Genomic DNA, 26236 nt, shown 5'->3' with positions numbered 1-26236 from the left:
TTACACCCCGAACGCTACACAGCCCCACCGACAACTCACTCCACGGGAGCGGCCTCGCCGGGCGCGGCGGGGGGCACTGCAGGGGCGGCAGGGGCCGAGGGGGAGGTGAGGGCGGGGGCGGCGGCGGGAGCCGGGGAGGAAGCCGCCTCGCCGGGGGCGGCGGGGGACGCCGCAGGGGCGGTCCCGGCACCCGGAGCACCCAGCGCAGCCGCAGCGGCAGCGGCTCCCGCAGCAGCACCAGTCGCAGCGGCCCGCGCCACCCGCAGGTGTTCCACCCCGTTGAGCGCCACCAGCAGCACCGCCAGGGTCACCAGCACCACCAGCGCCGGCAGCCGCACCATCGCGGGCAGCAGCCCCAGCACGACCACCGCCGCCACGATCCGGGTCGTGGACACCCGGCGGAACATCATCCAGCGGGTGTACCCGAAGGTCAGCAGGTACAGCCCGCACCCGCCGTACAGCAGCGCGACCGACCCGGCGCCGAGCGCCCGCCACGGGTCGGCGACCGTCTCCTCGAAGCCGACCGCCACTCCGATCACCCCGGCCACCAGCGCCAGGTGCCCGTACTGGAAGATCCGCCGGATCACGTCCCGCCGCGAGTCGGCGACCTCCACGGCGTGCCGCATGGCGTCCGCCGCGTAGACGAAGTACTGCCACCACAGCCCGGCCGAGATGGTGAACGCGGCGGCCACGGCGACCAGTTCGGGTGCGTCCAGCCTGGCCGCGGCGGCCGGGCCGCCGATCCCGACGATCGACTCGCCGATCGCGACCAGCAGGAACAGCGCGAACCGCTCCGGCATGTGCGAGGGGTGGTACGCCACGTCCGCGAGCCGTCGCCGGAACACCAGTGGCGCGGACAGGTCGCAGAGCGCGGCCGTCGCCCAGAGTGCCAGCCGCGGCCCGTCCGGCAGTAGTCCGCCGACCAGCAGCAGCGGCCCGCTGACCAGCACGCCCGCGCCGTACGGGCCGCGCCAGACGCCCGGGACGCGCAGCAGCATGAGCAGCAGCACCACCCGGGCCGACCAGTACGCGGCGCCGAGCAGCACGCCCCGGCTCCCGTACGCGGCCGGGATGGCGAGCGCCATGAACAGGCCGGTCAGTCCGACCAGCAGGATGCCCAGGCGGTCGCGCAGGTTGTCGACGTCCCGGATGTTGGCCTGCACGGTGGTGCCGACCCAGCACCAGTACACCGGCACGAACACCACCAGCGCCCGGGCCAGTCCGGTGAGGTCGTGCTGGTGGTGCAGCAGCCCGGAGACCTGGGTGATCGCGAAGACGAAGACCAGGTCGAAGTAGAGCTCCGCCCAGGTGACCCGCTTCTCCGCGAGCCCCTCCGCCCCGCCCGCGGCCGCTCTCGCCGCTTCCCCCGTCGTGCTCATCCGCCCGGCCCTCCCACGCGTACGGAACGAGCCCCGCCCCGGCGCTCGGCCGGGACGGGGCTCGCGACTGCACCGCAGAGGCTAGACCAGCTCGACCAGGTCCGCGATCGACTTGACCACCCGGGTCGGCCGGTACGGGAAGCGCTCCACGTCGGTGGCGGAGGTCAGACCGGTGAGCACCAGGATGGTCTCCATGCCGGCCTCCATGCCCGCGACGATGTCGGTGTCCATCCGGTCGCCGATCATCACGGCGGTCTCCGAGTGGGCGCCGGCGGTGTTCAGGGCCTCGCGCATCATCAGAGGGTTGGGCTTGCCGACGAAGTACGGATCGACGCCGGTGGCCTTGGTGATCAGGGCCGCGACCGAGCCGGTGGCCGGCAGCACGCCCTCGGGGGAGGGGCCGGTCTCGTCCGGGTTGGTGCAGATGAACCGGGCGCCCTGGTTGATCAGGCGGATCGCCTTGGTGAGCGCCTCGAAGGAGTAGGTGCGGGTCTCGCCGAGGACGACGTAGTCCGGGTTGTTGTCGGTCAGCACGTAACCGGCCTGGTAGAGCGCGGTGGTGAGGCCGGCCTCGCCGATCACGTACGCGGTGCCGTTCGGGCGCTGGCTCTTGAGGAACTTGGCGGTGGCCAGGGCCGAGGTCCAGATGCACTCCTCCGGCACCTCCAGGCCCATCCCGGCCAGTCGGGCGCTGAGGTCGCGCGGGGTGTAGATGGAGTTGTTGGTGAGGACGAGGAAGGGCTTGCCGGACTCCCGCAGCCTGCGCAGGAACTCCTCCGCGCCGGGGATCGGCGTGCCCTCGTGGATGAGGACACCGTCCATGTCGGTCAGCCAGGACTCGATGGGCTTGCGGTCTGCCACGTGCGTGTCTCCTGAAGTGTTGCAGCGTCGTGCGGAGGGCCCTGACGCGGCACAGCCTAATCGGCGCCGGTGGCCCGGGACAGGACGTCCCGCTGCGCGGGATGCGACGGCCGACCGGCGGAAACCGGGAGCAACCGGGCGCCTCGTGATTGAGTGGGCGGCATGAACCCGCAGACGCCCCGCTCCCCACACGACCGCCCGCTGCGCGTCGGACTGATCGGCTACGGCCTGGCCGGCTCCGCCTTCCACGCCCCGCTCATCGCGACCACCCCGGGGCTGCGGCTGGACTCCGTGGTCACCGCCAACCCGGAGCGCCGGGAGCAGCTGCGGCGTGAGCACCCGGACGCCCGGGCCGTCGACACCCCGGAGCAGCTGCTCGCCGACCCGGACGGGCTGGACCTGGTCGTCATCGCCTCGCCGAACCGCACCCACGCCCCGCTCGCCCGAGCCGCCCTGCGGGCGGGCCTGGCCACGGTCGTGGACAAGCCGCTGGCCGCGACCGCCGCCGAGGCGCTGGAGCTGTGCCGGCTCGCCGAGGAGCGGGGCGTGCTGCTGTCCGTGTTCCAGAACCGGCGCTGGGACGGCGACTTCCTCACCGCGAGTCGGCTGGTGCGCGGCGGCGCGCTCGGCCGGGTGCACCGCTTCGAGTCCCGCTTCGAGCGCTTCCGCCCCAAGCCCAAGCCGGGCTGGCGCGAGCTCGCCGACCCGGCCGAGGTCGGCGGCACCCTGTACGACCTGGGCAGCCACCTGGTCGACCAGGCGCTCACCCTGTTCGGGCCGGTCGAGACGGTGTACGCGGAGATCGACGTGCGGCGCGACGGCGCGGTGGTGGACGACGACGCCTTCCTCGCGCTGACCCACGCCTCCGGCACCCGCTCGCACCTGTGGACCAGCGCGATCACCCCGCTGATCGGCCCCCGGCTGCGGGTGCTCGGCGACGCCGCCGGCTACGTCAAGCACGGCATGGATCCGCAGGAGGGCGACCTGCGGGCGGGCCACCGCCCGGACGGCGCCCACCCGTGGGGCGCCGACCTGCCCGCGCACTACGGCACCCTGGGCACCGACGAGTCCGCGACCTCCCTGCCCACCGACCCGGGCGACTACCCCGCGTACTACGCGGGCATCGCCGCCGCCCTGGCCTCCCCCGGTACCCCGCCCCCGGTCGACCCGCGCGACGCGGTGGCCACCCTCGCCGTGCTGGAGGCCGCCCGCGCCTCGGCGGCCACCGGGACGACGGTCCGGCCGGCCTGAGCGCCGCCGGGTGAGCGCCGCCGGGTGAGCTCCCCGGGGCGAGCACTTCCCGGGGTGAGCACCTCCGGGGCGTGCACCTTCCGGGGGCGCCTCAGATCCCGATGACCTCCACCGCCGAGCCCAGACCCCGGAAGTCGGCCACGTTGCGGGTGTACAGCGGCAGCCCGTGGGCGGAGGCGACGGCGGCGATCATCAGGTCGATCCGGCGCGGGCGCGGCTGCCGTCCGGCGGCGATGGTCAGGGTGACGAGGGTGCCGTAGCGGGCGGCGGCGGCCGCGTCGAAGGGCAGCGGGTCGAAGTCGGCCATCGCCGCGCCCAGCACCTCCAGCCGGGCCGCCCGGCTGATCGGGTCGCGCGCCATCGAGACGCCCTGCTGGAGTTCGGCGAAGGTGATCGCGGTCAGCTCCGGCACGGCGGGCAGGTCGCCGGGGTTGAGCAGGGCCAGGTCGATGTAGACGCAGGTGTCCAGCACTCCGGCCGGCCGCCGCCGGGGTGCTCTCCGGCGCTCAGCCACGTCGCCGCTCGAACGGGTCGTCGCCGTCGTCGCCCAGCAGTTCGTCGGGGCCGAAGTACTCCTCGGCCTCCTTGCGCATCTGCTGGTAGTCGACCCGCGGCAGCTTCACGTGCCGGGCCACCAGCTCCTCCGCGGTGAGCCGCCGCCGCCCGGACACCGGTCGCAGCTCCGCGACCTCGACCCCGTTCCTGGTGATGTGGAAGGTCTCCCCGGCCTCGACCGCGTCCATCACCGCGGCGGAGTTGTTCCGGAACTCCCGCTGGGTAATCGTCTTCATGCCTCCACGGTAGCCCCGTGTAGCACCCGTGGCTACGCCCCGGGCGGTACTGCGGGAACCCGCCGGGCCGTACGATCGTCGTGCTGGGCGTCCGGGCTTCCGAACGTCCGGGCACACGAAACGTCCAGGCATGAAACATCCGGGCATGAAACGTCCGGCATGCGAATGCCGGGCATGCGAAACGTCCGAACGTTCCGACGTCAGGAACCGGGAACACACCGAGAGGGGGCCGCTGTGGGTGTCGTGGCGATGCTGCTCGGCCTGCTCCGGGTGCTGACCGGACAACTGGTGACCGACGGCGGCGCGCTGGCGTCCGTCGCCGCCATGGCGGCCGTGGTCCTGGTGGCCGGCGCGGTCGCGGGGGCCTTCACCGGCCGGCGACTGCTCGGGGCGCGGGCTCCGGCGGCGGTGCGCAGCGGAGTGCTGCGACGCCGGGCGTTCCGTACGGCGTTCCTTCCGCAGCGTGATCCGGATGCCCGGGGCAGGCGACGCCCCAGGGCTCCGGGGGCGGCCCCGGCGGCCGCGTAGCCCCGCAGTTCCTCCGTACGACTCCGTGCGTCCACGGTCCTCCCGTGCTCGCCACGGCCCCGTGCTTTCCCCGGGTTCCCCGTACGACCTTTCGCGGCCGTCCTCCGCCGACCACTCATGTTCTGAGACCCCGGAGGGCTCGCTTCACCATGTCCGTTCTGTCCGTTCTCGACCCGGCCGTCACCGTCGCCCACGCCCTGGTCTCCGCGATCGCCCACGTCCTGCCGACCGCGCTGGCGATCGTCCTGTTCGTCCTCGCCGTCCGGCTCTGCCTCCACCCGCTGGCGCGGGCGGCGGCACGCGGCGAGAAGGCCCGTTCCAAGCTGGCGCCGAAGGTCGCCGAGCTGAACAAGAAGCACAAGAACAACCCGGAGAAGGCCCGCGAGGCGCTCGCCGAGCTGTACCGGAAGGAGCAGGTCTCGCCGTTCGCGGGCTGCCTGCCGATGCTGGTGCAGATCCCGTTCTTCTCGGTGATGTACCGGCTGTTCACCACCCCGAACGACCTGCTGGACCACACCCTGTTCGGGGTGCCGCTGGGCCTGCACGTCGGGAACGCGCACGGCGCCGGGCAGTTCGCGGTGTTCGCGGTGCTGGAGGCCGGACTGGCGGCCGTGGGGTACGTCAACTACCGCCGGGCCCGGCGGGCGGCGGCGGCGCAGACCACCCCGCAGCCGGGGTCGTCGCTGATGCCGTACCTGTCCTTCGCCTCGGTGCTGTTCGCGCTGCTGGTGCCGGTGGCCGCCGCGCTCTACCTGGTGACGACGAGCGTGTGGTCGGCGACCGAGCGGGCCTGGCTGTACCGGGGCACCGGCCAGATCCCGGCGACCGCGCTGGCGGTGTAGCCCCCGTCGCCCGGGAGTGGCGCGGCAGCTCCGGGACGCGACTCCGGGACGGCCGCGGCCCGACGGTCGGCGCCGGCGGACTCCTCGGCCGCTTCGTGGAAGCCGCTTCGTGGAGGCCGCTTCGTGGAGGCCGCTTCGTGGAGGCCGCGCCGCGGCGGCCGCCGCAGGGGGCGTACCGGCTGGTCGGGCGCCCCCTCCGGAGGCCGTAGCCTGTGGTGATCGTTTCGGGTCCCGTTTCGGGACGGGTGGAGGGATGTCGTCATGGTGGCTGCTCCGGCGCTCGCCGAGCTGCGCGAGGTGTGCCAGCCGCAGGCCAAGCTGCAGAGCCGCAACGGTGAGCACTGGGCGGGCCGGCTCTACATGCGGGCGATCTCACTACGGACCACCCGACAGCTGGTCCGCACCTCGGTCTCGCCGAACACCCTGACCTGGGTGATGGTGGTCTGCGGGGTCGGCGGCGGCGCGGCCCTGCTGATCCCCGGCCTGACCGGCGCGGTGCTGGCGGCGGTGCTGTTCCAGCTGTTCCTGCTGTTCGACTGCGTGGACGGCGAAGTGGCGCGCTGGAAGCGCCGGTTCAGCATGGCCGGGGTGTACGTTGACCGGCTCGGCGCCTACCTCGCGGACGCCGCGCTGATGATCGGCGCGGGCGTGCGGGCCGCGCGCGGGGGCTCCGAGCTGTGGGTGTCGGTGGGCCTGGCGGCCGCGCTGGGCGTGGTGCTGCTCAAGGCCTCGACGGACCTGGTGGACGTGGCCCGCGCCCGCAGCGGACAGCCGCCGGCGGACGAGGAGTCGACCCAGCCGCGCTCCCAGGGCATCGCGACGGCCCGCCGGTTCGCCTCGATCTTCAAGATCCACCGGGTGACCAACGGCATCGAGGCCTCGCTGGTGCTGCTGGCGGCGGCCGCGGTGGACGCCGGGCTGCACAACCTGGACGCGACCCGGTGGACGCTCGCCGGGATCACGGTGATCACCTGGGGGATGGTGGTGGCGCACCTGGCGTCGATCCTGTCCTCCTCGCGGCTGCGCTGAGCCTCGGGGTCCCGCTGCGCAGCGGGACCGAGACGCCCCTCCCCCGCCAGGGGGAGGGGCGCGGCGCATGCCCGTCGCCGGGCGGACGCGGGGCTGCGGGCCGCCGGGGAGGGTGGAGCCATGACGACACCGCCCGCCACCGCCCCCACTGCCGCCGCCCCCTCCGTGCCCGCCCCGCCCCGTTGGGCCGTCCGTGCCGCCCACCTGGCCGCGGTCACCGCCCTGCCGGCCGGGCTGTGGCGACTCGGACTGGTCCTCGGCCGACACGGTGGCTACACCGACGCGGGCTACCACGCGGTGGGCTTCACCGGCTGGGACGCGGTGTGGCCACTCACCCTGAGCGTGCTCACCGAGGCGCTGGCGCTGCTCACCCTCGGCCTGGTCCGCCCGTGGGGCACGGTGCCGCCGCGCTGGGTCCCGCTCCTCGGCGGGCGGCCGGTGAACCCGCGCCGGGTCGTACTGGCGGCCTCGCTGGGCGCGGCCGGACTGACGGTGCTCTGGACGCCGTTCCTCGCCTGGTGGGCGGTACCGCACCCGAACATGACCCCGCTCGGGCACCTGCTGGTCGGCTTCCTCTACCTGCCCGCGGTCGCCTGGGGTCCGCTGCTGGCCGCGGTCACCGTCTCGTACCACCGGCGGCACGTGGGATCGGCGCGTAACTCCTAGCCGTGCCAGGCCGGTTCGGCGCCGGGCTCGTCGACGGACTCGGGCCCGCCGACAGCCTCGGACCCGCTCGCGAACTCGGCCTCGCTCGCGGACTCGACCTCGCTCGCGGACTCGGGCTCGTTGCGGGCGAGGGCGGCGAGGACGGTGTCCAGCAGACCGGGGAAGCGCCGCTCCAGGTCGACCGTCCGCAGCACGGAGAACCGGCGGTTGGCCTCCTCGCGCTGGCTGATCACCCCGGCCTCGCGCAGCACCTTGAAGTGGTGGCTGAGGGTGGAGGGCGCGACGTCCACCGGGAAGGTCCCGCAGGCACGCTCGGACTCCGTGCGCAGAACCCGGACGATGGTCATCCGGGTGGGGTCGGAGAGCGCGTGCAGGACGTCGTACAAGTCGATCTCCTCGGCTGCGGGATGAGCGAGGGCCGGTCGGCGGCGGGTGCTGCGGGGCATGTTCAGACCTCCTCTGATCTGCGATGTTCGACAAACGACGAAAGGCGGTGGTACCACTGTGCCACAGCAGTTTCGTCGTTCGTCGAACATCGTAGTCGAGGGGGCCCGACATGCGCGCACTGGTGATGACCGCACCCGGTGGAGCCGAGAACTCAGAGATCCAGCGGATCGACGCACCGCACCCCGGCCCCGGCCAGGTGGCGATCGACGTCGCCTGGGCCGGACTGAACTTCGTGGACGTGATGACCCGCCGGGGCGACGGCGGGTACACCGCCGAGTGGCCCTACCGACCGGGCAAGGAGGTCTCCGGTACGGTCCGGGCGCTCGGCGAGGGCGTCACCGGGCTCGCCGTGGGCGACCGGGTGGCGGCCGCACCGGTCGGCGGCGGACTGGCCGAGGTCGTGCTCGCCGACGCCGCGCTGACCGTCCCCGTCCCGGACGGGCTGGCGCTCAGCGCCGCTGCCGCCGCCCCGCTCGGCCTGGCCACCGCCGTCCTGCTGCTGACCGACGCGGGTCGGCTGACCGCCGGGGACAACGTCCTGGTCCACTCGGCCGGCGGCGGCATCGGCAGCGCGATCGCCCAACTCGTCCCGCTGCTCGGCGGCGGAGGCACCCTGATCGGCACCGTCGGCCGCCCGGAGAAGGCCGCGGCCGCCGTCGACCTCGGCTACCACCACGCCTTCGCCCGCGACGAGAAGCTCGCCGACGCCGTCCGCGCCGCCACCGACGGCCGGGGCGTCGACCTCGTCCTCGACCCGCTCGGCACCGCCGCCCTGGACCTCGACCTCACCGTCGCCGCACCCGGCGGCCGGATCGTCCTGTTCGGCAACGCGGGTGGCGGCGAGGTCAGCGACCTGCCCACGCTCGGCCGACTGATGGGCGGCAACCTCTCCGTCACCGGCTTCAGCCACCGCGCCTTCGCCGCCACCGCCCCCGACCGCCTCGCCCGCGCCATCCGCACCACCCTCGACCTCCAGGCCGACCACGGCCTCACCGTGCCACTCACCGAACTGCCCGGCCTGGAGGCCGTCCCGGCCGCCCACGACGCGATGCAGGAGGGCCGGGCCACCGGCAAGTACGTGGTGCGGGTGGGTGGTTGACGGCTGACGGGAGCGGCGGGCTTCGCCGCCCGGTTGACGGGCACCGGGTGGTCAGACCGTGAGGACCGCCGCCGGGTCGGCGTGCTCGACCGGCCCGGCCAACCCGGCCACGCCGCCCGCCTGTTCGGCGCCGGCCCATTCGACGGCGGGGTGCACGGCGGCGGCCCGTTCGGCGACGGGGTGCACGGCGGCGGCCCGTTCGGCGACGAGGTGCACGGGGTCATCGCCCTCCGCCTCGCACGGCATCAGGTCGCAGTCGGCGGCGGACACGGAGCCGGACACGGCGTCGGACACGGCGTCAGTCCTACGCCGGGCCTCGCCTCGTGCATGAAAAGTCGGCCGGACCGACCTCCCGTGCAGCGGCCTGGGCAGGCACGGCGGGCATAGGCCGGGGCGGGATCGTGTTGGGGCGGGCATGACCAAGATTCTGGTGATCGGCGCGAACGGCAGTGTGGGCCGGCAGGTTGTGGCCGAGTTGGCCGAAGGCGGGCACGAGGTAAGGGCGTTGGTGCGGGACGGCGCCACGGCCCCGCTCCCGGCGGGGGTGGAAGTCGTCCGGGGTGATCTGGCGGAGCCGGAGAGCCTGTCGGCCGCGCTGGGCGGTGGAGTGGAGGCCGTCTACCTGATGTGGCCCGGGATCCCGGTGCGCCCCCGGGTGGTGGAGCTGATCGCCGAACACGCGAAGCGGGTCGTCTACCTGTCGACGGACGTGCCGGACCTCGCGGACGACGAGCCGGCCGTGAGCTTCCATCAGGAGATCGAGCGGCTGATCCGCCGGTCCGGCCTGGAGTGGACCTTCGTGCGGGCGATCGACTTCGCGGGCAACGCGCTCGGCTGGGCCGACCAGGTCCGCGCGGGCGTCGTCCGCTGGCCGTACGGACGGGCCCGGCGCTCGCTGGTCCACGAGCGGGACATCGCGGAGGTGGCGGTCCGGGCGCTCACCGAGACCGGGCACCACGGCGGCAAGTACCTGGTCACCGGGCCCGAGTCGATCGCCCACACCGAGCTGGTGCGGATCATCGGCGAGGAGCTCGGCACCGAGGTGCGCTGGGAGGAGCTGGCCCCGGAGGCGGCCCGCGAGCAGCTGACGGCGGCCTGGGGGAACCCGGCCTTCGTGGCAGCCCGGCTGCGGGCCTGGGAGTCGTTCACCCGCGAGCCGGAGCGGGTGACCGACACGGTGGAGCGGGTGCTCGGCCGCCCGGCCCGCAGCTTCCGCTCGTGGGTGCGGGAGCACGCGGAGGATTTCCGCTGACCGGCGGCGTCAGTCCCGTTCGACGGCCAGCTCGATCTCCCGGTGCGTCTCGTCGCCCGGCACCGGCACGGACACGCCGGAGTGCTTGAACCCGGCACGGACGTACATCGCCTCGGCGCGGGCGTTGTCCTCGTGGACGAACAGCCGGACCCGCCGGATCCGGGGTTCGACGATCGACCAGGAGCACTCCTGGACGGCCCGGATCAGCTCGTGGGCCAGGCCGGTGCCGCGCGCCTCGGGGCGGACGTAGACGCCGACGATGTGGGTCTGCGGAACGGTGACGACGTCCCCGCCGAGGGCGCCCTCCCCGCCGGGCCGCTCGACCAGCACGGTCATGGTGCCGAGCCAGTGGCCGTCGGCGGCCTCCGCGACGAGCTGGTGCACGGTGTTGCCCTCGGCGGCTCCGGCGGTGCGCTCCTGCCAGAACTCGTCGGGCTTGGCGGCGGCGTTCTGGTAGGTGTCCAGGAAGGCGATGCCCGCGGCCGGGTCCCGCAGTGCGGCCAGGCGGATCTCCTTGACCCGCTCCCACTCGTCGGCCCGTACGCGTCTGATGCTGGTGCTCATCGCATGATCGTCAGCGCTCGGGACCGTCCGCGCAACCCCATTCGGGGCCGGCGTTCGAGGCCGGCACTCCGAGGTCCGCTGCGCGCGGCGGCCGTTGATCGGTCGCCTACCGGCGGAGGGATGACCGGGTGAGAATGGCGACGTTGGTGAGGCTCACGGGCGTGGCGATGCGGGCGAGTTCGTACTGGTAGGCGATGAAGTCCCGGCAGTCGACCGGCGCTTCGGCCCGCACTTGGATCATGGGCGCTGAGCTGCTAGTATTCTTCTCGTTGCGAGGGGGAAACCTCCTCGCCAGGCGTCAGTGGTACTACCAGAGTACGTCCTACTTTCAGTAGGAAGAGTCCGTGCAACCCGGGCCTGGCGCTCCACAGTCGGACGGGCCCGGCACCTTTCACAGGTGCCGGGCCCGTCCGCGTTTCCGCCCCGGCTCGCCCCCGGCTCGCCCCCGGCCCACCCCCGGCGAACACTCGCTCCTCATGGCCGGCCGGCCCGACACCGCCTGACACCTGGTCCAACTCGCAGGGGCCACGGCCGGAGACGAGCCCGGGGAACCGCGAGGTCCGGGTACGAAGTCATCTACGGCGTGAACTCCGACGCAGCAGCCCAGAACCCGCCGGCCCGTCCCCGGATCAACCGCAGGCGACTCCTGCTGAGCGCCGCCGGAGGCACCGCCGCACTCGCCTTCGCGGGCGGCGCCCGCTGGTGGGCGGACCGCGACACCGACCGCGGCCCCCGGCTCTGGAGCACCACGGCCGCGAACGGGCGGGTCCTGCTGGCCGACGGCCCGCAACCGGGCCTCTACGTCTCCGGCTACGACGGCAACCTCCGCGCGCTCGACCCGCGCACCGGGGCCGTCCGGTGGAGCCGCACCGTCGACACCTCCGACCCCGTCACCGACAGCATGGGCGGCCGGCCGGCGGCACTCGGGGACGGCGTGGTGTGCGTGGCCACCACGGCCGGGCTCCAGGCCCTCGACACCGCCACCGGCGAGCTGCGTTGGCAGGTACCCGTGCCGGACTGGGCCGACCTCCCGTCGGATCAGAACCCGCTCGCCGTCGGCGGTGACGGCGTGTTCGCCGCCCACGGGGGCTCGCTGCACGCCTACGACCCGACCACCGGCGCACCCCGCTGGAGCAGGCCCACCGGTGCCGGCGCCTTCCTGACCGTGGACGGCGACACCGTGTACACCGCCGCCGGGATCGGGGCCCGCGCGTACGACGCGCACACCGGCGAGGAGCGCTGGTCACAGAACTCCATCCCCGGCGTCAACAGCAGGCCGGTCGTCCACCAGGGCGCCGTCCTGCTCACCTACGCCTTCGGGACCGCCACCACCACGTGGATCTGCTCCCTGGAAGCGGCCACCGGCCGGGTGCGCTGGCAGCGCATGCAGCGCGGCACGGCCAACTGCCCACTGTCAGCGGCCGGTACGACGGTCTGTTTCCTCAGCGGAGGCCACCTGACCGCCATGGACACCGAGACCGGCGAGCCTCGCTGGACGACCACCGTGACCCTCGGCCTCGGCCGTGGCCAGAGCTCGATGACCGCCGCCGGCGGCACCACGTACGTGGGAACCAACGACGAGCGGCTGTTCGCCTTCGACCTCGACACCGGCAGCCCGCGCTGGCAGGACGCACCGGAGAACCTCCGCTCCGACACCGAGTACACCCACGTCTCGCTGGCCGCCACCGGCACGACCGTCTACCGCAGCAGCCGCAACGGCGTCCACGCCCTCGGCACCCTGGCCTGAGAACCCGTTCCGTCCGACGACAGGACTTCGTCGAATCCAGAAATCGGCCTGATCGCATCGGTCCCGGGCGAAACAGGCGGAAGCGGGTTTTCCGCCCTCAAGTGCCCGGGTAGGGCGGAGATGTTCGCACTCCGACGATTTCCACATCCCCTGCGGAGGCGAATCCTTGTGACGTTTACGGAAGGCATTCCCATGAACAGGATCGTCCGCAACGCCCTCGCCACCCTCGTGACCGCCGGTGCCCTTACCGCCGCCGTCGCGCCCGTCGCCATGGCCGCCGAGCAGAACCAGTCGGTGGCCGGAGTGCAGGCGCAGGTCCGCAATCCGAAGACGGTCAAGGCCGCCGCCTACAACCAGGCCCGCAGCACCCTCGCCAAGGCCGGCAGCCAGACCGCCGCCAAGTCCCACCCGGCGCACGGCACCAATGACGTCCCCGTCTCCTACGGCACCAGCCTGCTCGCCGCCGCCCGCGACGAGTTCCGCGCCGCCGACAAGAACCTTCCGGCGAAGGACAAGAAGTCCGACATGTCGATCGCGCACTACAACGCCATCCACAGCGCGGCCAAGACCATGGGCATCGACACCTGGTGACGGCAGCGGCCGAGCCGCACAGGCGTGCGGTCCTCCGGTCAGCACGTCGAAGGCGTGCACCCCCGCCCCCTCGGATCCCCTGAGTCACCGGGCCGGCCTAGAGGGGTGGTTGATCATCACCGATCCCCAGGACGCCGCCGGCGATCTCCTGCTTGGGGAGCACCCGGGGCTCGCTCAGGCTGCCGTCGGGGAGGACGTCGAAGACGGTGAGCTTCTTGCGGCCGGTCACGGTGATCTGGTCCGGCCCGGACCAATCGATGCGGACGAAGTCGCCGCCACTGGTGGTCCAGGTGCCCATGCTCCAGTGGCGGGCGGACCAGCCGGTGCCGGCCTCCAGTTCCACCTGGTAGATCGGGTCGATCGAGAAGGCGATGTTGGTGACGGTGAGCACCCGGTCCGGGCGGTTGGGGCTGACGAAACGATCCTCCCGGCCCCCGTGGCCGCTGAACAGGAAGGACAGGGCCAGGATCGGCACCCCGGCGAGGACCAGCGGCGCCAGCAGGGCCGCCCAGCCGATCTGCGAGACCCGGGTGCGGAACTCCAGCTCGACCACCAGCGATACCACGATCAGCACCACCGCGGAACCGATCAGCAGGACCGGACGGTTGAGCCAGTGCTCGACCACCACCAACCCGCCCGAGCGGGAGGCGTGCCAGCCCGGCAGGTACGCCAGCAGCGCCGCGAGCGCCGCGCCCCTGAGCCCCCACGCGATCTGCCAGCGGCGTCTCGCCGTCATCCGTCCCCCCGGGCCGTCTTTTGCCGACCTTTGCGCGGACTTTACTACAGGGGCCCGGCGCGCTGGGGGTGGTCGCCAGCGCACACCGGACCGAGCAGCGGCACCGGGTGGTCGAGCCGGCGCTCGACCACCATCAGCCCGCCCGAGCGGGCGGCGTACCAGCCGGCCGCGTACGCCAGGAGCGCAGCCGGCGCAGCCGCTCTGAGCACCTGCGCGATCCGCTCGCGACGCTTCGTCACCGTCCGCCCCCCAACGGTCTTTTGCCGCCCCTTGGCGCGGACTTTACTGCGGTGACGCCAGTGCGGCCCGGGCGGCAGGTGTCCCCGCCACCCCGGGCCGCATCGGCGGCTACCGGCCGTACCCCCGTCACCGCCGGTAGAAGACGCTCCGCGACCAGAAGTAGCCGATCAGCGTCAGACCGGCGCACCAGGCGAGGGCGCTCCAGGCGGACGTGGCGCTGATGCCGGTGCCCATCAGCAGGCCGCGCAGGGTCTCGATGATCGGGGTGAAGGGCTGGTACTCGGCGAACCAGCGCAGCCCGGTCGGCATGGAGTCGGTCGGGACGATGGCGCTGCCGATGAAGGGCAGGAACTGCAGCGGCATCGGCATGTTGCTGGCGCTCTCGACGGTCTTGGCGACCAGGCCGATGCCGGCCGAGATCCAGGTCAGGGCGACGGTGACGAAGAGCAGCAGGCCGCTCGCCGCCAGCCATTCGACCGGGCCGGCGGTGGGCCGGAAGCCCATCGCCAAGGCCGCGCCGACCACCAGGACCAGCCCGATCATGGTCTGGATGACGCTGCCGACCACGTGCCCGGCCAGGAAGGCGGAGCGCGATATCGCCATCGTGCGGAAGCGGTTGACGATGCCTTCGGTCATGTCGGTGCAGATGCCGATCGCCGTGACCAGCGATCCGGAGGTGGCCGCCATCAGCACGATGCCGGGCGTCACGTAGTCGATGTAGCTGCCGCCGCCGATGCCCGCGCCGAGCGCGCTGCCGTAGGCGTAGTTGAAGAGCAGCAGCATCATCACCGGCATCACCACGACCGCGAAGGTCAGGGAGGGGTACCGCAGTGCGTGCTTGAGGTTGCGGCGCAGCATGGTCAGCGAGTCGCTGACCACATAGGTCGTCGCGCTCATCGTGCACCCTCCCCGGTGAGTTGCAGGAAGACGTCGTCCAGGTCGGCCGTCTCGACGACCAGCGACTCGGCCCGTACGGAGGCGTTGTCGAGGGTGTCCAGCACCGCCTTCACGGTGAGCACGGAGTTGTCCCCCGGGATGTCCAGCCGCAGGGCCTCGGTGTCGGCGGTGGCGTACTCGAACAGCGTGGCCGCGGTGCCCAGTTGGCCGGCGTCCGCGAACTGGAGCCGGATCCGCCCGCCGGGGACGATCCGCTTCAGCTCCTCGGCCGTGCCCTCGGCGACGATCCGGCCGCCGTCCAGGACGGCTATCCGGTCGGCGAGTTGGTCGGCCTCCTCCAGGTACTGGGTGGTGAGGAAGATCGTCACCCCGTGGTCGGCGACCAGCGCCCGGATGATCTCCCGCATGGTGCGTCGGCTGCGCGGGTCCAGCCCGGTGGTGGGCTCGTCCAGGAAGATCACCTCGGGGTTGCCGACCAGGGTCATCGCCAGGTCGAGCTTGCGCCGCATGCCGCCGGAGAAGGTGACGACGGGCTTGCGCGCGGCCTCGGTGAGGTCGAAGCGCCGCAGCAGCTCCTCGGCCCGCCTCCGCCCCTCCCGACGGCGGAGGTGGTTGAGGTCGGACATCAGCAGCAGGTTCTCCTCGGCGGTGAGGAGGTTGTCCACCGCCGAGAACTGGCCGGTCACCCCGATCGCCTTGCGCACCCCGTCGGCCTGGCCGACCACGTCGTGGCCGGCCACCCGGGCCGAGCCGCCGTCGGCGGGGATCAGGGTGGAGAGGATCTCCACCGTGGTGGTCTTGCCGGCACCGTTCGGCCCGAGCAGGGCGAACACGCTGCCCGCCGGGATGGACAGGTCGACGCCCATGAGCACCGCCTTGTCCCCGTAGCTCTTGGTCAGCCCGACCGCCGAGATCGCCGCCGAGGTCACCGGGGCCGCCGCCGCGGCCGTTGCCGTGGTCGCCGCCATCAGGCCCTCCGGATGAGGATGCTGCCGACCTGGGTGGTGCCGCGGACCTCGACCGTCTCCCGGGCGTCGCCCGGACCCTCCGCCGGGCCGAGGGCGTTGCGGACGGCGCCGAACTTGCTGTGCACGTCGAGCCAGGCCGCCGTGCCCTCGGCGATGCCGACCTCGACGTCCCCGACGCCGGCCTGGAGGCTGACCTTGCCCCGGACGACCTGGCCGAGCCGGATGTGGCCGTTCGCCGTCTTGGCGTCGACGTCCCCCTCGGCGAGGCCGATGTGGATCCGGCCGTTGGAGGAGTTGGCCCTCAGCTCGCCGTGGACCTCGTCGATCTCGGTGTCGCCGTTGCTGTTCTTGACCGTCAGCCGGCCGCCGACGGAGCCGACCTCGATCCGGCCGGAGCCGGTCACCTCGGCGACCCCGGAGACGGTGCCGACCCGGATGTCACCCATGTCGGTCTTGAGCCGGGCGCCCTCGGCCCGGTCGAGCTGGATCCGGCCCATGGAGGTCTTGATCCGGCAGTCGCCGAGCGGGCCCTCGGTGACGAAGTCCGCCATCGGGGAGTCGGCGTGCACCTCGGAGCCGGCGGGCAGCTCGACCGTGACGTCGATCGAGCCCTTCTTGCTGGAGAACACGGTGCGCTGCTTGGGGCCCTTGAGGGTGAGCCGGCCACCGGAGAAGTCGACCTGGGTGAGTTCGGCGGCCTTGACGTCGGCGTCCCTGCTCGCGCTGGTGGGCCGGACCTCGACCACGGTGTCGGTGCGCTTGCTCGCCAGGATCCGGACCGAGCCGATCTCGAACTCGAGGGAGACGGAGATCCGTCCGTCGGTCTCGTACGTAGGCATGGTTGTCCCGTCCTCTTGACTCGTGTGGGTGTTCCCGCTGGTCAGAGCGGGGGTGACGTTGAAGGGGCAGAAGGTTGGAGGGTGCGCGGAGGCGTCAGTGGACCCAGCCGGTGAAGCCCTGGCCGCCGACGCTGCGCGCGGTGTGGGCGCCGAGGTCGGCGGCCGACCGGGCGGCGGGCTGACCGCCGTCCAGCGCGCCCGCGACGGCCCGGACCAGCCAGGCGTTGAGGGAGAGGCCCTCCTGCCCGGCCGCCTCCTCCGCCCTGGCCTTGAGGTTCGCGGGCAGGCGCAGGTTGATCCGAGCGGTGCCCGACTCGTCGGACTCCGGCACCGCACCCGGCGCCACCGATGGCACTATCGGTGGCACCACCGCCGGCACCACCGCCGGCACCACCGATGGCGCGTCGCCGTGGAAACCGCCGGAGCCGGGCGGCGCCGTCACCACGAACTCGGGGTCCAGGCCGCGCAGCCGCACGTCCACCGAGCCCGGCGCGAGGTCACGGGTGACTTCGCCCATGGCGGCGGAGAGGGCGTTGAGCAGGGTGAGCCGTACGGCCGACTCCAGCGGGAGCGTCAGTCGGTCGGCCAGCGCACGGGCTTCGTCCCCGCCGGTGGCGGCGGCCACCGCGAGCTCGTTCCGGAGGTTGTCGACGTACGGCGTGAGGTCCATGGCCAGAGCATGGCACAGTCGTGGTGCCATGTCGAGCCATTTGTGGCACCACTCTGGCACCATCACCCGAACGGGCGAGGTGCCCCAACGGAATCGCCCCGCCGACCGAGGGGTCGACGGGGCAGTTCACCAGCGAGGACGCGGGCGGGAACACCGGCGGGAACACCGGCTGCGGAACACCGGTCGGCGGGATCACCGGTCGTGGAGACCGGCCGGGAGAGCGCTACCGGCCGCAGGAACGCCGACGCAGGAACGCCGACGGCAGGAGCGCCGGCGGAGGAGCGCCGGCGGCGGGGACGTCAGCGCTGCCGCTGCCACCCCGCCAGGTAGGAGTCGATCTCGCCGACCAGCCGGGCCTTGCCCGCCTGCTCCAGGAACGAGGCCTCGACCGCGTTGCGGGCCAGCGCCGCCACCCCGGTCTCGTCCAGCCCGAGCAGCCGCGCCGCCACCGCGTACTCGGTGTTGAGGTCGGTGCCGAACATCGGCGGGTCGTCGCTGTTGACCGTCACCAGCAGCCCGGCGTCGACCATCCGCTTGATCGGGTGGTCCTCGATCCGGTCCACCGCCCGGGTGGCGATGTTGGAGGTCGGGCAGACCTCCAGCGGGATGCGGTGCTCGCCCAGGTGGTCGAGCAGCGCCGGGTCCTTCACCGCCTGGGTGCCGTGCCCGATGCGCTCGGCGCCGAGCACCCGGATGGCGTCCCAGACCGTCTCCGGCCCGGTGGTCTCGCCGGCGTGCGGGACGGAGCGCAGGCCGACGGCCCGGGCCCGGTCGAAGTACGGCTTGAACTGCGGTCGCGGCACGCCGATCTCGGGGCCGCCCAGGCCGAAGCTGACCAGGCCCTCGGGGGCGAGCTCGGTGGCCAGCCGGGCGGTGATCTCGGCCGCCTCCAGGCCCGCCTCACCGGGGATGTCGAAGCACCAGCGCAGCACCACGCCGAGGTCCTTCTCGGCGCGCAGCCGGGCGTCCTCGATCGCCTCCATGAAGGCCACGTCGGGGATGCCGCGCTTGACCGAGGAGTACGGGGTGAGGGTCAGCTCGGCGTAGCGGATGTTCTGCCGGGCCATGTCCTCGGCCACGCCGTAGGTCAGCGCCCGGACGTCCTCGGCGTCGCGGATCAGGTCCACCACGCTCAGGTAGACCTCGATGAAGTGCGCGAAGTCGGTGAAGGTGAAGTACTCGGCGAGCGCCGCCGGGTCGGTCGGCACCGCGGTCTCGCCGGCGTACCGCCCGACCAGGTCGGCGACGACGCGCGGCGAGGCCGAGCCGACGTGGTGGACGTGCAGCTCCGCCTTGGGCATCCCGGCGATGAACGCCTCGATGCTCCGGTCGGCGGTGCCGCCGGGGGTGCTGCCAGTGGGGTTTCCGATCCGACTTCCGTCCGGCTGGACCACGGTGGTTCCCTTCTCCTTCTGCTTCTGCGCCGCGCCTTCTACGCGCGTACCGCGAACGTCGGCCCAGGATAGGCCCAAAGCCGGGCGGCCGGTCGGTGATCAACCGCCGAGCGCGACCGCCGCGGTGTGGATCAGCAGCCCGGCCAGCGCGCCGACCACGGTGCCGTTGATCCGGATGAACTGGAGGTCCCGGCCGACGTTGGCCTCGATCTTGCGCGAGGCGTCGTCGGCGTCCCAGCCCGCCACCGTCTCCGAGATCAGCGAGGTGATCTCGGCCCGGTAGGTGTCGACCAGGTACTGGGCGGCGTCCTGGAGCCAGCCGTCCACCTTGGCCTGCAGCTTGGCGTCGGTGGCCAGGCGCTCGCCGAAGCCGCGCACGCCGTCGCGGATGCGCCGGCGCAGTTCGCTGTCCTCGTCCTCGGCCGCGCCCATCACCAGGGTGCGCACGGCCGCCCAGGTGGAATTGATCAGGTCCTGCACCTCGGGCCGGGCCAGCAGCTCGCCCTTGGCCCGCTCGACCCGGGCGATGGTCTCCGGATCGGTCTGCAGCTCGGTGGCGAAGTCGGCGAGGAAGTTGTCGATCGCGCCGCGGGCCGGGTGCTCGGGGTCGTCCCGGATCTCGGTGACGAAGCGCAGCAGCTCCCTGTAGACCCGCTCGCCGACCTGGTGGTCGAGGAACTTCGGGGTCCAGCCCGGGGTCTTCTGGGTGACCTTGCGGACCACGTCCTCGTGATTGGCGGTCAGCCAGCCGTGCGCCCGGACGGCGACCAGGTCCACCACGCCGTGGTGCCCGCCGTCCGCGACCACCTTGCCCAGCATCCGGCCCATCGGCTCGGCCACCGAGGTGGCGGCGGCCCGCCTGGTTACCGCCTCGGCGACCACCGCCCGCACGTCGTCGTCGCGCAGCACCGCGAGCAGCCCTCGCAGCGCCGCCGAGGCCTCCTTGGTGACCCGCTCGGCGCTGCCCGGAGCGGCCAGCCACTCCCCCAGCCGGCGGCCGATGCCGAGCGCGGCGAGCCGACCGCGCACCACGTGGCCGGCCAGGAAGTTGTCGCCGACGAACTCGCCGAGCGAGCGCCCGAAGGCGTCCTTCTTGGTCGGGATGATCGCGGTGTGCGGGATCGGCAGGCCGAACGGACGGCGGAACAGGGCCGTCACGGCGAACCAGTCGGCCAGCGCGCCGACCATGCCCGCCTCGGCGGCGGCCGCCACGTACCCGGCCCAGGCGCCGGCACCGGCCGCCTTGGCCCAGGTGGCGAGGGCGAAGACCAGGGTCGCGAAGGCCAGCAGGCCGGTCGCGATGGTCTTCATCCGGCGGACGCCGTGTCTCTTCTGCTCGTCGGCCGCGGTGAACCGGACCCCGGGGCCGGTCCCGCTGAAGGCTTCGTCACTCACCCCGCCAGTCTGCCCGTTGCCCGGCGCGGACGGGGGCGTGCCCCACGATCACCCGCCCCGAACCCCCGGCCCGCGCCCTCACCTGCGCCCTCAACCGCACACCACACCCCGAACCCGCGCCCGCCCCCTCGACCACGACCCGACCACGCCCGCGCCCGCGCCCCGGAACCGGCTCACGCCCCGCCCAGCACGATCCGCCGCACCCCCGCCCCCGCCCACCGCGCCGGGTCCGTGCACCGCCGCCCGTCCAGCAGCACCGCCACCCCCGGCAGGTCCGCCGGCCCCAGCTCCCGGTACTCCGGGTGGTCCGCCTGCAGCACCGCCGCCACCACCGGCTGCCCGCCGTACGCCGGCAGCCCGAGCGCCGTCAGCTCCTCCGCCCGGTACAGCGGATCGGCGACGTACGGCCTGGCCCCGGCCGCCTCCAGCGCCGCCACCAGCGGGAACACCCCGGAGTACGCCGTCTCCTTGACGCCGCCCCGGTACGAGGCGCCCAGCACCAGCACCCCCTGCCCGGCGATCCCGCCCGGCAGCACCCCGGCGAGGGCCCCGGCCAGCACCCCGACCGCGTACCCGGGCACCTCCAGGTTGGCCTCCCGGGCCGCCCGGACCACCGTCGCCGCCGGGTCGTTCCACAGGTACAGCCGCGGGTACACCGGGATGCAGTGCCCGCCGACCGCGATGCCCGGCCGGTGCAGGTGGCTGTAGGGCTGCGAGTTGCAGGCGTCGGCGACCTCCGCGAAGTCCACCCCGACCCGGTCCGCGTACCGGGCGAACTGGTTGGCCAGCGCGATGTTGACGTCCCGGTACGTGGTCTCGGCGAGCTTGGCGAACTCGGCCGCCTCCGCCGAGGCCAGCTCCCACACGCCGTTGGGCCGGGGCAGGTCGGGGCGCGGGTCGAAGTCCAGCACCGCCCGGTAGAACTCGGCGCCGCGCCGCAGCGACGGGGCGTCCAGGCCGCCGACCAGCTTGGGGTAGCGCCGCAGGTCGGCGAAGACCCGTCCGGTGCGCACCCGCTCCGGGCTGAACACCAGCGCGAAGTCCGCCCCGGGCGCCAGCCCGGAGCCGGCCGCCAGCCGGGGCGCCCAGCGCTCCCGGGTGGTGCCGACCGGCAGGGTGGTCTCGTAGCTGACCAGCGCACCCCGGCGCAGCCCGGCCGCGACGGCGTCGGTGGCCGCGTCGAGCAGCGCGAAGTCCGGGGTGCCGTCGGCGGCGGTGACCAGCGGGACGACCAGGACGACGGCCTGCGAGGCGGCCACCGCGGCCGTGGTGTCGGTGGTGGCGCGCAGCCGGCCCTCGGCGACCACCCGCTTGAGCGCCTCGTCCAGGCCCTCCTCCCGGGGGAACGGCGGCACGCCCCGGTTGACGCTCTCCACCACCCGGGGCGCGATGTCCGCCCCGACCACCCGGTGGCCCTTGCGCGCGAACTGCACGGCCAGCGGCAGGCCGAGCTTGCCGAGCCCGACCACGCAGACGTCCAGCGCGGTCATCCCCGGCCTCCGTTCACCGAGTTGGCGAGCCGGCGCCACACCGGGTGCCGCCGCAGCCCGCGCCGCAACTGCTCCGGGACGACCCCGCGCCACAGCTGCTGGGCCAGGTTGAGCGGCGGGACGGCGACGGCCGGCGGCTCCTCGGGCAGCAGGAACAGCTCGTCGGGCAGGCCGAGTCGGGCGTCCCGGAACGCCGGGTAGCCCGCGTACCGCCACCGACCGTCCGCCACCACCGGCGGCTCGCCGTGCGCGGCCTCGTAGCGGATCTGGTCGCGCAGCGCCTCCGGCCTCACGGCGGCGGCGAGTTCGAGCCGCAGCCGGGCGGTGACCGGCAGCCGGTGGTACACCTCGCGGGCGCCGAACCGCTCGATCATCCGGCCGACCTCGGCGCACACCCGCTGCTGCAGCCCGTCGTCCAGCAGCAGGAAGCCGTCCTGGAGCAGCCGGGGCACGTCCCAGGCGAAGCTGCGGACCCGGATGGCGTCCAACTCCTCTCCCGGCTCGGCCAGTTCGACGGCCACCTGCTGCAGAGCGGCGATCCCGCGCAGCCGGTCCAGCACCGAGGCCCGCTCGGTGACGTTGCCGCGGTCCTCGCGCAGCACCAGGAAGTAGCAGTCGTAGTCGGCGAGGACGGACACCCGGTCCGCCCGCAGGCAGGCCTCCAGGGTGAACGGCTGGTCCGAGAACACCTTCAGCTCCTCGTTGCGGCGCAGGCCGTGGCGCCGGACGAGGTCCAGCCGGAACAGCTTGGTGTCGGCCAGCGCCCAGGCCAGCGCCGAGTCGGCGAACCCGACCGACTCGGCGTCGGCGTGGAAGATGCCCTGGGGCACCAGCCGTCCGTTCACCCCGACCTGCTTGGGCACCACCACGTCCGAACCCCAGGCGTCGGCGGCCGCGACCAGCCGCTCCAGTGCCTCCGCGCCGAGCCAGTCGTCGGCGCCGAGGAACAGCACGTAGCGCCCGCGGGCGAGGTCCAGGCCGCGGTTGGTCGGGGCCGCCGGGCCGCCCGAGTTGCGCTGGTGGACCACCCGGAACAGCCCCGGGTGCCGGTCCGCGTACTCGTCCAGCAGCGCCTCGCCGCCGTCCGTGGAGCCGTCGTCGACGACCACCACCTCCAGCCGCCCCGGCGCCAGGGACTGCCCGACCAGGGAGTCCAGGCAGGCGGTGAGGTACGGCATGGTGTTGTAGACCGCGACCACCACGGTCACGTCGGGTACGGTCACGGGCGGCGGGCCTCCGGGGCTGGCGGTTCACCGGCGCGTGCGCTGACCGGCGGCGATGCACCGTCCAACTCGGTCGCCCGCCGGGGAGTCACGTGCCCTCCCCGGACGGGTGACCGGAACCGAACACCAGCTTGACGGGCCGGCCGGTCGCGACGCCCGACCGACCGCTCCCCCTGCACGCCCGTACGCCCGTACGCCGGTACGCCCGGACGCCCGGACGCCCGGACGCCGTCAGCCGATCGCGACCTCCGCGTACATCCGCGCGATCACGTCCTCGATGGCCGGCTCGCGCACCGAGAGGTCCACCAGCGGGTACCGCTCCGCGACCGCCGCCACGATCGGCGCCGCGCTCTGCTGCGCCGGGAAGGCCAGCCACTGCCGCGGCCCCTCGACCTTCACCACCCGCGCCCCGGCCACCTCGATGGCCGGACGGGCCTCGGCCAGGTCGACCACCAGCGTCCGCTCGCTGCGTCCGGCGGCGTGCAGCCCGTCCAGTCCACCGTCGTGGACGACCCGGCCGTGGTCGATGACCATCACCCGGTCGCAGAGTTGCTCGATGTCGGTGAGGTCGTGGGTGGTGAGCAGCACGGTGGTGCCGAGGTCCCGGTTGACCTCGCGCAGGAACTCCCGCACCCGGCCCTTGCTGACCACGTCCAGGCCGATGGTCGGCTCGTCCAGGTAGAGCACCTGGGGGTCGTGCAGCAGGGCGGCCGCGAGGTCCCCGCGCATCCGCTGGCCGAGTGAGAGCTGCCGGACGGGCGTGTCCAACAAGCCGTCCAGGTCGAGGAGTTCGACGCAGCGGCCGAGGTTCTCGCGGTACCGCCGGTCGGGGATCCGGTAGATCCGGCGGGCGAGTTCGAAGGAGTCGCGCAGCGGGAGGTCCCACCACAGGGTGGTGCGCTGGCCGAAGACCACGCCGATCCGGCGGGCCAGCGCGACCCGTTGGCGGGCGGGGTCGACCCCGGCGACGCGCAGCCGGCCGGAGCTGGGGACGAGGATGCCGGTGAGCATCTTGATGGTGGTCGACTTGCCGGCGCCGTTGGGCCCGATGTAGCCGACGCACTCGCCGGCCTCGACGGTGAAGCTGAGCCCGTCCACCGCGCGCACCTCGCGCTTGACCCGGCTGAACCGGCCGGTGCGGGCCCGCACGGTGAAGGTGCGGTGGACGTCCTGGAGTTCGATCAGTGCCATGGGGATTCCTCGGGAAGCAGGGGGAGTTCAGCTGCCGGTGCCGCGGTAGGCGCGCAGTCCGGCCCGCCAGGCGAGGCCGGCGGCGGCGACGCACAGCGCGGCGGCGACCGGCGAGGCGTACTGGAAGGCGGTGGGCAGTCCGAGCGGGTCGGGCCGGCCGAGGATGCGCAGGGAGGGCAGCCAGTTGACGAAGGCCAGCGGCACCCCGAAGACCACCCCGGCCACCAGCTCCTTGGCGAAGACGGTCGGCGGGTAGTGCAGCAGGGTCGCCCCGCCGTAGGTGAAGGAGTTCTGGATCTCCTTGGACTCGCCCCACCAGAACTGGACGGTGGCGCCGCCGACGTAGATCGCGCCGAAGATGACGCTGCCGCACAGCAGCAGCACGGGCACCAGCAGCACCCGGCCCCAGGTCCAGTGCACGTCCAGGGCGGTCAGCGACCAGGCGAGCACCAGCACGGCCTGGAGCGGACGGCCGAGCCGGCGCAGGCTGAAGCGTTCGGCGCACAGCTGGGAGAGCGCGGGCGCGGGGCGGACCAGCATGGTGTCCAGCGTGCCGTTCATGATCCGCACGCCCAGGCCGTCGGCCGAGCCGACCAACAGGTTGGCCATGCCGAGCGAGAAGGTCGCGGTGGCGTACAGGAAGGCGATCTCCGGCAGGCGCCAGCCGCCGAGCTGGTCGGTGTGCCGGAACATGATCACCAGCACCACGAAGTCGAGGGAGTGGGTGACCAGGCTGGCCAGCAGGTTCAGCAGGAAGGAGGCCCGGTAGGCCATCATCGAGCGCATCCACATCCGGGCGCACAGCCACCAGGAGCGGACCGCCCAGGAGGTCCGGACCAGGAACGGCTCGGCGGCGACGGGCTCGGCGAACGGCTCGGCGGACGGCCCCGCGGACGGGAGAGCGGCGGACGACTCAGCCACCCTGCACCACCACCCGCCGGGTCGCCAGCCACTGCGCGCCCCGCCCGGCGGCGAGCAGCACGGCCGCCCAGCCGAATTGGAAGCCCAGCGCCGACAGCAGCCCGGTGCCGTCCGCCCGCTCCAGGAAGACGTCGGTGGGCACCTTGATCAGCGCCGCCCAGGGCAGCACCCGGGCGAGGTCGCCGAGCCAGCCGGGGAAGAGCACGATCGGCAGCAGCATGCCGGAGAAGAACATCGAGACCACCAGCGTCACCGCGCGCACCCCCTCCGAGTCGTGCAGCCAGAAGCCCGTGATCGAGACCAGGAACCGCACCCCGAAGCTGACCAGCAGTGCGAGCAACACCGAGAGCAGGAAGAACACCCAGGTCAGCGGGTGCTCGGGCATCCGGGTGCGGAACACCAGCGCGCCGGCCAGCAGCGGTACGGTGCCGCGGACCAGCGCCTGGAAGCCCGCCCGGCCGAGGTCGGTGGCCAGCCACCAGCCCTGGAAGTCGACCGGACGGTAGAGGTCGACGGCGATGTCCCCGCTGCGGAAGCGGTCCTGTGAGTTCGTCCTGGAAGCCGCCGCCCCAGACCGCGACGGTGACCAGCAGCGCCTGGCTGACCCAGATGTAGGTGACGGCCTGACTCTGGTCGTAGCCGCCGAGGTTGGGGCGGGCCTGCCAGAGGGCGAGGAAGGAGGAGGCCAGGATGATGCCGAAGACGGTGTTGGTGAAGGTGCCGGCCAGGGTGGCGGCCCGGTAGGTGGAGTAGCGGCGGAAGGCGCCGGCGGCGACGGCGGCGTACAGCCCGAGGGCCGTCCCGGAAGCAGCGCTCCCGGAACCGTCGGAACCGTCGGAAGCGGCGGTCCCGAAAACCTCGGAAGCGTCGCTCCCGGAGGCGGAGGAGGGGCTCGCCCCGGTATCAGGAGGCCTCGCCCCGGCCGGTGCAGCGTTCTGCATATTGTCTCCTTGTCGACAAATACGGGCAGGCGGATACCCGCAGGCGCACGCCCACGCCCCAGCGGCTCCGACCGGCCGCACCCGGGGGTGCCGGGCCGGACGGGCGGAGCTGTCGGAAAGTCGGTGCGCTGAAGGCAGTGCACTGAAAGCGGTGCGCTGAACGTCAGTGCGCTGAAAGTCGGTGCGCTATGCGATTTGCACCTTTCACCGTACCGCCGGCCCCCACCGCCCGCACCCGGTTTTCCGACGCACCCCGAGGCGCGCGACGCGGCCCGCACGACCGC

At 73.4% G+C, this 26236-nt stretch carries 29 protein-coding genes and 1 pseudogene; 9 read left to right on the top strand and 21 right to left on the bottom strand.

The features are described 5' to 3' along the window. Positions 1–35: 35 nt before the first annotated feature. Positions 36–1379, bottom strand: a complete 1344-nt coding sequence (locus ACZ47G_RS24115) for a low temperature requirement protein A (RefSeq protein ID WP_465745807.1) — start codon at positions 1377–1379, stop codon at positions 36–38. Positions 1380–1460: 81 nt separating this feature from the next. After that, positions 1461–2240, bottom strand: a complete 780-nt coding sequence (locus tag ACZ47G_RS24110) for an HAD-IIA family hydrolase (RefSeq protein WP_380458609.1) — start codon at positions 2238–2240, stop codon at positions 1461–1463. A gap of 162 nt (positions 2241–2402) precedes the next feature. Between ACZ47G_RS24110 and ACZ47G_RS24105 the strand changes: the two genes are divergently transcribed. After that, positions 2403–3491 (top strand): Gfo/Idh/MocA family oxidoreductase, encoded by a 1089-nt coding sequence (locus ACZ47G_RS24105; protein WP_465745804.1) that lies wholly within the window; start codon positions 2403–2405, stop codon positions 3489–3491. A 91-nt stretch (positions 3492–3582) separates the two neighbouring features. Here the strand turns inward: ACZ47G_RS24105 and ACZ47G_RS24100 are convergent, their stop codons facing one another. Together ACZ47G_RS24100 and ACZ47G_RS24095 are read right to left on the bottom strand one after the other, a co-directional pair. After that, positions 3583–4005: a type II toxin-antitoxin system VapC family toxin gene (locus tag ACZ47G_RS24100; protein WP_380458613.1), complete on the bottom strand. Its 423-nt coding sequence runs from the start codon at positions 4003–4005 to the stop codon at positions 3583–3585. Then, positions 3998–4282, bottom strand: a complete 285-nt coding sequence (locus ACZ47G_RS24095) for a type II toxin-antitoxin system Phd/YefM family antitoxin (RefSeq protein WP_380458614.1) — start codon at positions 4280–4282, stop codon at positions 3998–4000. Before ACZ47G_RS24095 ends, ACZ47G_RS24100 begins: the two co-directional genes overlap by 8 nt. Before the next feature lie 234 nt (positions 4283–4516). Between ACZ47G_RS24095 and ACZ47G_RS24090 the strand changes: the two genes are divergently transcribed. The 4 genes from ACZ47G_RS24090 to ACZ47G_RS24075 all read left to right on the top strand — a co-directional run bounded on the left by ACZ47G_RS24090 (position 4517) and on the right by ACZ47G_RS24075 (position 7347). Further along, a complete protein-coding gene (locus ACZ47G_RS24090) occupies positions 4517–4810 on the top strand; it encodes a DUF6412 domain-containing protein (protein WP_380458616.1) in 294 nt (97 codons plus the stop codon). Between the two features lie 149 nt (positions 4811–4959). Further along, positions 4960–5652, top strand: coding sequence for a YidC/Oxa1 family membrane protein insertase (locus ACZ47G_RS24085; protein ID WP_465745801.1), 693 nt, complete (start codon positions 4960–4962; stop codon positions 5650–5652). A 261-nt stretch (positions 5653–5913) separates the two neighbouring features. Further along, the gene (locus ACZ47G_RS24080) at positions 5914–6681 is read left to right on the top strand and encodes a CDP-alcohol phosphatidyltransferase family protein (RefSeq protein WP_465745799.1); all 768 of its coding nucleotides are present in this window, start codon (positions 5914–5916) and stop codon (positions 6679–6681) included. 120 nt (positions 6682–6801) lie between these two features. After that, a complete protein-coding gene (locus ACZ47G_RS24075) occupies positions 6802–7347 on the top strand; it encodes a hypothetical protein (protein ID WP_465745797.1) in 546 nt (181 codons plus the stop codon). On the opposite strand, the gene ACZ47G_RS24070 is transcribed toward ACZ47G_RS24075, so the two are convergent. Then, positions 7344–7793 (bottom strand): ArsR/SmtB family transcription factor, encoded by a 450-nt coding sequence (locus tag ACZ47G_RS24070; protein WP_465745795.1) that lies wholly within the window; start codon positions 7791–7793, stop codon positions 7344–7346. The two genes, ACZ47G_RS24075 and ACZ47G_RS24070, sit on opposite strands and share 4 nt — an antisense overlap. Before the next feature lie 110 nt (positions 7794–7903). Here ACZ47G_RS24070 and ACZ47G_RS24065 point away from each other — a divergent pair, with 110 nt between their 5' ends. Next, positions 7904–8893, top strand: coding sequence for a quinone oxidoreductase family protein (locus tag ACZ47G_RS24065; RefSeq protein WP_465745793.1), 990 nt, complete (start codon positions 7904–7906; stop codon positions 8891–8893). 51 nt (positions 8894–8944) lie between these two features. Here the strand turns inward: ACZ47G_RS24065 and ACZ47G_RS24060 are convergent, their stop codons facing one another. Further along, on the bottom strand, positions 8945–9187 hold the full coding sequence (locus ACZ47G_RS24060; RefSeq protein ID WP_465745791.1) for a hypothetical protein: 243 nt from the start codon (positions 9185–9187) through the stop codon (positions 8945–8947). 121 nt (positions 9188–9308) lie between these two features. Between ACZ47G_RS24060 and ACZ47G_RS24055 the strand changes: the two genes are divergently transcribed. Then, complete coding sequence (locus tag ACZ47G_RS24055; protein WP_465745789.1) at positions 9309–10145, top strand: NmrA family NAD(P)-binding protein; 837 nt, start codon at positions 9309–9311, stop codon at positions 10143–10145. A 9-nt stretch (positions 10146–10154) separates the two neighbouring features. Here the strand turns inward: ACZ47G_RS24055 and ACZ47G_RS24050 are convergent, their stop codons facing one another. Together ACZ47G_RS24050 and ACZ47G_RS24045 are read right to left on the bottom strand one after the other, a co-directional pair. Continuing rightward, the gene (locus ACZ47G_RS24050; RefSeq protein ID WP_465745787.1) at positions 10155–10709 is read right to left on the bottom strand and encodes a GNAT family N-acetyltransferase; all 555 of its coding nucleotides are present in this window, start codon (positions 10707–10709) and stop codon (positions 10155–10157) included. A 106-nt stretch (positions 10710–10815) separates the two neighbouring features. Next, entirely contained in the window at positions 10816–10950 is a 135-nt protein-coding gene (locus ACZ47G_RS24045; protein WP_465745785.1) for a hypothetical protein, read from the bottom strand. A 342-nt stretch (positions 10951–11292) separates the two neighbouring features. Here ACZ47G_RS24045 and ACZ47G_RS24040 point away from each other — a divergent pair, with 342 nt between their 5' ends. Both ACZ47G_RS24040 and ACZ47G_RS24035 read left to right on the top strand, forming a co-directional pair. Beyond that, the gene (locus ACZ47G_RS24040) at positions 11293–12456 is read left to right on the top strand and encodes a PQQ-binding-like beta-propeller repeat protein (protein WP_465745783.1); all 1164 of its coding nucleotides are present in this window, start codon (positions 11293–11295) and stop codon (positions 12454–12456) included. 192 nt (positions 12457–12648) lie between these two features. Next, positions 12649–13047, top strand: a complete 399-nt coding sequence (locus ACZ47G_RS24035) for a hypothetical protein (protein ID WP_465745781.1) — start codon at positions 12649–12651, stop codon at positions 13045–13047. Positions 13048–13144: 97 nt separating this feature from the next. Here the strand turns inward: ACZ47G_RS24035 and ACZ47G_RS24030 are convergent, their stop codons facing one another. The 13 genes and pseudogenes from ACZ47G_RS24030 to ACZ47G_RS23970 all read right to left on the bottom strand — a co-directional run bounded on the left by ACZ47G_RS24030 (position 13145) and on the right by ACZ47G_RS23970 (position 25799). After that, a complete protein-coding gene (locus tag ACZ47G_RS24030; protein WP_465745779.1) occupies positions 13145–13783 on the bottom strand; it encodes a hypothetical protein in 639 nt (212 codons plus the stop codon). A gap of 44 nt (positions 13784–13827) precedes the next feature. Beyond that, positions 13828–14022 (bottom strand): hypothetical protein, encoded by a 195-nt coding sequence (locus ACZ47G_RS24025; protein ID WP_465745777.1) that lies wholly within the window; start codon positions 14020–14022, stop codon positions 13828–13830. 127 nt (positions 14023–14149) lie between these two features. After that, positions 14150–14920, bottom strand: coding sequence for an ABC transporter permease (locus ACZ47G_RS24020; protein ID WP_465745775.1), 771 nt, complete (start codon positions 14918–14920; stop codon positions 14150–14152). After that, positions 14917–15888, bottom strand: coding sequence for an ATP-binding cassette domain-containing protein (locus tag ACZ47G_RS24015; protein ID WP_465745773.1), 972 nt, complete (start codon positions 15886–15888; stop codon positions 14917–14919). The genes ACZ47G_RS24020 and ACZ47G_RS24015 overlap by 4 nt, the downstream gene beginning before the upstream one ends. Next, entirely contained in the window at positions 15888–16727 is an 840-nt protein-coding gene (locus tag ACZ47G_RS24010) for a DUF4097 family beta strand repeat-containing protein (RefSeq protein WP_465745771.1), read from the bottom strand. Before ACZ47G_RS24010 ends, ACZ47G_RS24015 begins: the two co-directional genes overlap by 1 nt. Before the next feature lie 94 nt (positions 16728–16821). Next, positions 16822–17397, bottom strand: a complete 576-nt coding sequence (locus ACZ47G_RS24005) for a toxin-antitoxin system HicB family antitoxin (protein WP_465745769.1) — start codon at positions 17395–17397, stop codon at positions 16822–16824. Positions 17398–17696: 299 nt separating this feature from the next. After that, positions 17697–18767, bottom strand: coding sequence for an adenosine deaminase (locus ACZ47G_RS24000; protein WP_465745942.1), 1071 nt, complete (start codon positions 18765–18767; stop codon positions 17697–17699). A 123-nt stretch (positions 18768–18890) separates the two neighbouring features. Further along, a complete protein-coding gene (locus tag ACZ47G_RS23995) occupies positions 18891–20186 on the bottom strand; it encodes a DUF445 domain-containing protein (RefSeq protein ID WP_465745767.1) in 1296 nt (431 codons plus the stop codon). Positions 20187–20359: 173 nt separating this feature from the next. Then, positions 20360–21667: a nucleotide sugar dehydrogenase gene (locus ACZ47G_RS23990; RefSeq protein ID WP_465745941.1), complete on the bottom strand. Its 1308-nt coding sequence runs from the start codon at positions 21665–21667 to the stop codon at positions 20360–20362. A 5-nt stretch (positions 21668–21672) separates the two neighbouring features. Continuing rightward, positions 21673–22899, bottom strand: coding sequence for a glycosyltransferase family 2 protein (locus ACZ47G_RS23985; protein WP_465745765.1), 1227 nt, complete (start codon positions 22897–22899; stop codon positions 21673–21675). Between the two features lie 231 nt (positions 22900–23130). Then, on the bottom strand, positions 23131–24090 hold the full coding sequence (locus ACZ47G_RS23980) for an ABC transporter ATP-binding protein (RefSeq protein ID WP_465745763.1): 960 nt from the start codon (positions 24088–24090) through the stop codon (positions 23131–23133). Between the two features lie 27 nt (positions 24091–24117). Continuing rightward, on the bottom strand, positions 24118–25011 hold the full coding sequence (locus ACZ47G_RS23975) for an ABC transporter permease (RefSeq protein WP_465745761.1): 894 nt from the start codon (positions 25009–25011) through the stop codon (positions 24118–24120). Next, positions 25004–25799, bottom strand: a pseudogene (locus tag ACZ47G_RS23970) (ABC transporter permease). The gene ACZ47G_RS23975 and the pseudogene ACZ47G_RS23970 overlap by 8 nt, the downstream one beginning before the upstream one ends. Between the last annotated feature and the right edge of the window lie 437 nt (positions 25800–26236).

It is taken from the genome of Kitasatospora sp. NPDC030952 (assembly GCF_055571335.1).
Note: the sequence above shows the minus strand (reverse complement) of the source record. Positions and strands in the feature narration are given on the sequence as shown.

Bases quoted from the DNA above. Each gene is read 5' to 3' on its own strand.
- ACZ47G_RS24085 (WP_465745801.1), top strand. From the start codon at position 4,960: ATGTCCGTTCTGTCCGTTCTCGACCCGGCCGTCACCGTCGCCCACGCC.
- ACZ47G_RS24005 (WP_465745769.1), bottom strand. From the start codon at position 17,397: ATGGACCTCACGCCGTACGTCGACAACCTCCGGAACGAGCTCGCGGTG.
- ACZ47G_RS24065 (WP_465745793.1), top strand. From the start codon at position 7,904: ATGCGCGCACTGGTGATGACCGCACCCGGTGGAGCCGAGAACTCAGAG.
- ACZ47G_RS24010 (WP_465745771.1), bottom strand. From the start codon at position 16,727: ATGCCTACGTACGAGACCGACGGACGGATCTCCGTCTCCCTCGAGTTC.
- ACZ47G_RS24115 (WP_465745807.1), bottom strand. From the start codon at position 1,379: ATGAGCACGACGGGGGAAGCGGCGAGAGCGGCCGCGGGCGGGGCGGAG.
- ACZ47G_RS24035 (WP_465745781.1), top strand. From the start codon at position 12,649: ATGAACAGGATCGTCCGCAACGCCCTCGCCACCCTCGTGACCGCCGGT.
- ACZ47G_RS24020 (WP_465745775.1), bottom strand. From the start codon at position 14,920: ATGAGCGCGACGACCTATGTGGTCAGCGACTCGCTGACCATGCTGCGC.
- ACZ47G_RS24015 (WP_465745773.1), bottom strand. From the start codon at position 15,888: ATGGCGGCGACCACGGCAACGGCCGCGGCGGCGGCCCCGGTGACCTCG.
- ACZ47G_RS24055 (WP_465745789.1), top strand. From the start codon at position 9,309: ATGACCAAGATTCTGGTGATCGGCGCGAACGGCAGTGTGGGCCGGCAG.
- ACZ47G_RS24075 (WP_465745797.1), top strand. From the start codon at position 6,802: ATGACGACACCGCCCGCCACCGCCCCCACTGCCGCCGCCCCCTCCGTG.
- ACZ47G_RS24105 (WP_465745804.1), top strand. From the start codon at position 2,403: ATGAACCCGCAGACGCCCCGCTCCCCACACGACCGCCCGCTGCGCGTC.
- ACZ47G_RS24045 (WP_465745785.1), bottom strand. From the start codon at position 10,950: ATGATCCAAGTGCGGGCCGAAGCGCCGGTCGACTGCCGGGACTTCATC.
- ACZ47G_RS24070 (WP_465745795.1), bottom strand. From the start codon at position 7,793: ATGCCCCGCAGCACCCGCCGCCGACCGGCCCTCGCTCATCCCGCAGCC.
- ACZ47G_RS23980 (WP_465745763.1), bottom strand. From the start codon at position 24,090: ATGGCACTGATCGAACTCCAGGACGTCCACCGCACCTTCACCGTGCGG.
- ACZ47G_RS24050 (WP_465745787.1), bottom strand. From the start codon at position 10,709: ATGAGCACCAGCATCAGACGCGTACGGGCCGACGAGTGGGAGCGGGTC.
- ACZ47G_RS24030 (WP_465745779.1), bottom strand. From the start codon at position 13,783: ATGACGGCGAGACGCCGCTGGCAGATCGCGTGGGGGCTCAGGGGCGCG.
- ACZ47G_RS24080 (WP_465745799.1), top strand. From the start codon at position 5,914: ATGGTGGCTGCTCCGGCGCTCGCCGAGCTGCGCGAGGTGTGCCAGCCG.
- ACZ47G_RS24095 (WP_380458614.1), bottom strand. From the start codon at position 4,282: ATGAAGACGATTACCCAGCGGGAGTTCCGGAACAACTCCGCCGCGGTG.